Origin of the sequence: Nocardioides sp. (genome assembly GCF_031422975.1) — a bacterium.
Lineage (GTDB): Bacteria > Actinomycetota > Actinomycetes > Propionibacteriales > Nocardioidaceae > Nocardioides.
This window is the reverse complement of the sequence record NZ_JANPEO010000123.1, coordinates 1-2,022: the sequence shown is the minus strand read 5'-3', so window position 1 is coordinate 2,022 and position 2,022 is coordinate 1. Positions and strand designations below refer to the sequence as shown.

General features: G+C 65.7%; 3 protein-coding genes. All 3 read right to left on the bottom strand.

The features are described 5' to 3' along the window. Nucleotides 1-224: hypothetical protein (locus tag RMO85_RS03985; protein ID WP_310526610.1), on the bottom strand; the 224-nt coding region annotated here is incomplete at its 3' end. 181 nt (nucleotides 225-405) lie between these two features. Continuing rightward, entirely contained in the window at nucleotides 406-747 is a 342-nt protein-coding gene (locus RMO85_RS03980; protein WP_310526609.1) for a hypothetical protein, read from the bottom strand. 864 nt (nucleotides 748-1,611) lie between these two features. Continuing rightward, on the bottom strand, nucleotides 1,612-1,920 hold the full coding sequence (locus RMO85_RS03975) for an antibiotic biosynthesis monooxygenase (RefSeq protein ID WP_310526607.1): 309 nt from the start codon (nucleotides 1,918-1,920) through the stop codon (nucleotides 1,612-1,614). Nucleotides 1,921-2,022: the final 102 nt, after the last annotated feature.

Here is a 2,022-nt window from a genome sequence, read left to right as displayed (position 1 = left end):
CTGATCCAACGGCCCGCCAAGCGGATGTGCGTCGCCTCGATGTGGGCCTCGATCGCCGAACGGCAATCCTCAACGACTGTGGTGAGTGCGTCTCGATCGTCTTGTGACCGATCCGGGAAATGCTCGCCCGCCAGGTCGCCGACTGGCCGACGCCAGTTTGCGCCGAACGCGAGAGCAGCGTCGAACAGCCGATTGAGGTCAGGAGCCGAGAGGGCAGCGGACATGAGGACATCCTGCACGGTGCGTCGGTCCGTGGTGATGTTTCCGCTCATCGGCATGAGCGACCGCTGACAGCGGCAAGAGCGTGCGTCTCCGAGCGCACGCTACGCGGCAAGATGCGGCAACTCGCAGCGCCGCAGAAGCGAGGAGGCACAGAGGCGTCGGCCACGTCTCGGTCAATCGGCGTCACGCCGTCCGGCGGCGAGCGTAGGGAACGACAGCCAATCGACCCACTGCCGCCGCAACCCCCAGCAGGGCCGCGACTCCGACGTCGCCCCGCCACACGATCAGCCCGACTACCAGACCGACGACTGCGGCCAGCATGACTGCAGGCCATTGCGACGACGCACCGCGCGTCACGAAATGGACCACGAGGGCACCTATCGAGCCGATGGCTGCAGCAGGCACGGCACCGAACAGGACCACCACGATCACCACGTCCACGAAATCATGTGCAGTGCCCTGCTCGAGTGCGTCGACGACACCGATCTCCACGGCGAGAGTGAGCAGGCTGACGACGAGCGCCAACACGTATCCCCGCACTCCAGGCGACGTCGGCGACAGGGATCGTCGTTCGCGTGCCGGGTAGACCACGTGCGCAGCATCTCATGCGACCTGTGCCGGTCGATCCGGCAGTGACAGGTGGACCGCACGTCGACCAACAATGCAGCCCCGCTCCGGGCGGTCGTTGGTTTCGCTTGTCGGCAACGTGAATCGCCGACATCGCGGCCTGCGCGGACGTGGCACAGGGTCGAACTGCGGAGATGCCGTTATCGCCGAAGCGTCTTGCGGGCGCTTCTCCATCCCAAGATCGTGGCATGAACCACGAGGTTGAAGATCGCCCCCACTGTGGCAACAGCAACGAACAGCCCAGAGTCGAGGTGTCATTCGCTCGGACATGAAGGGCGGCATGCTCCATGGCGCGCCCGCGACGCCCAGTGCGAGCAGGCCCAGCCCTAATCCGATGTTCGCGTCGGGGGTGCTCTGGGCGGCACTCAAGCCGACGTATCCACCGATCAGCCCCAGGAGAGCAGCATGGGCGCGCCAAGAGGCGTAGTGAGTGCCTTGTCGGGCGGTCAGCAGCGCCTCGTTGGTGCGGGCTCTCACAGTCTTGTCCATAGCCAGAGTGTGAACCCGAGTTGGCAATCATGCGTGAGTAGTTGGGCTCACTTGGTCAGTGCGCGGCCATCAGGAACCAGCGACGCGGACGCAACATCAAGGCACGAGATTCTAGTTGGAGGCGAGCCATCAGGGGCAGAACGTGCGTCTTCGAGCGCACGCTACGCGGCATGAGCGGTCACGATGGGGCAGACTTCGAAGTGATGTAGGAGCGCGACTTCGCCGAATACTAGACGGGCCTCGGTCGTGGCCGGCCACGCCGTGGGCAGGTCGTTAGGCCCGCTTGGCCCAGACAGGCGTCAGCGGGGTGACCTGCGGCGGACCGGACAGCAGCGGCTCGACGTCTCGCAGGTAGCCGGCGTAGGCGTCGGTCTCCAGGAACCGCCGCGACGACTCGGCGCTGTCGTAGACCTGGAAGGCGCTGATTGAGTCGGGATCGGTGTCGTCGAAGCAGAAGAAGTAGGCGAGGTGGCCGGGGTTGGCGTCGACGGCGGGCGCCATGTGGGCCTCCCAGACTTTCCGGACGTCGTCCCTCAGGCCGGGTCGGGTCTGGTGTCGGATGATCAATGCGAGCTGGGTCATGACGCGATGCTGTCACCAGCCACCGACACTGCCCCGGCGTCGGCACTTGTTCCCGCAGCCCACGCAGCCCACGCAGAAATCGTTGCCCTCTGGTCGTCCCCG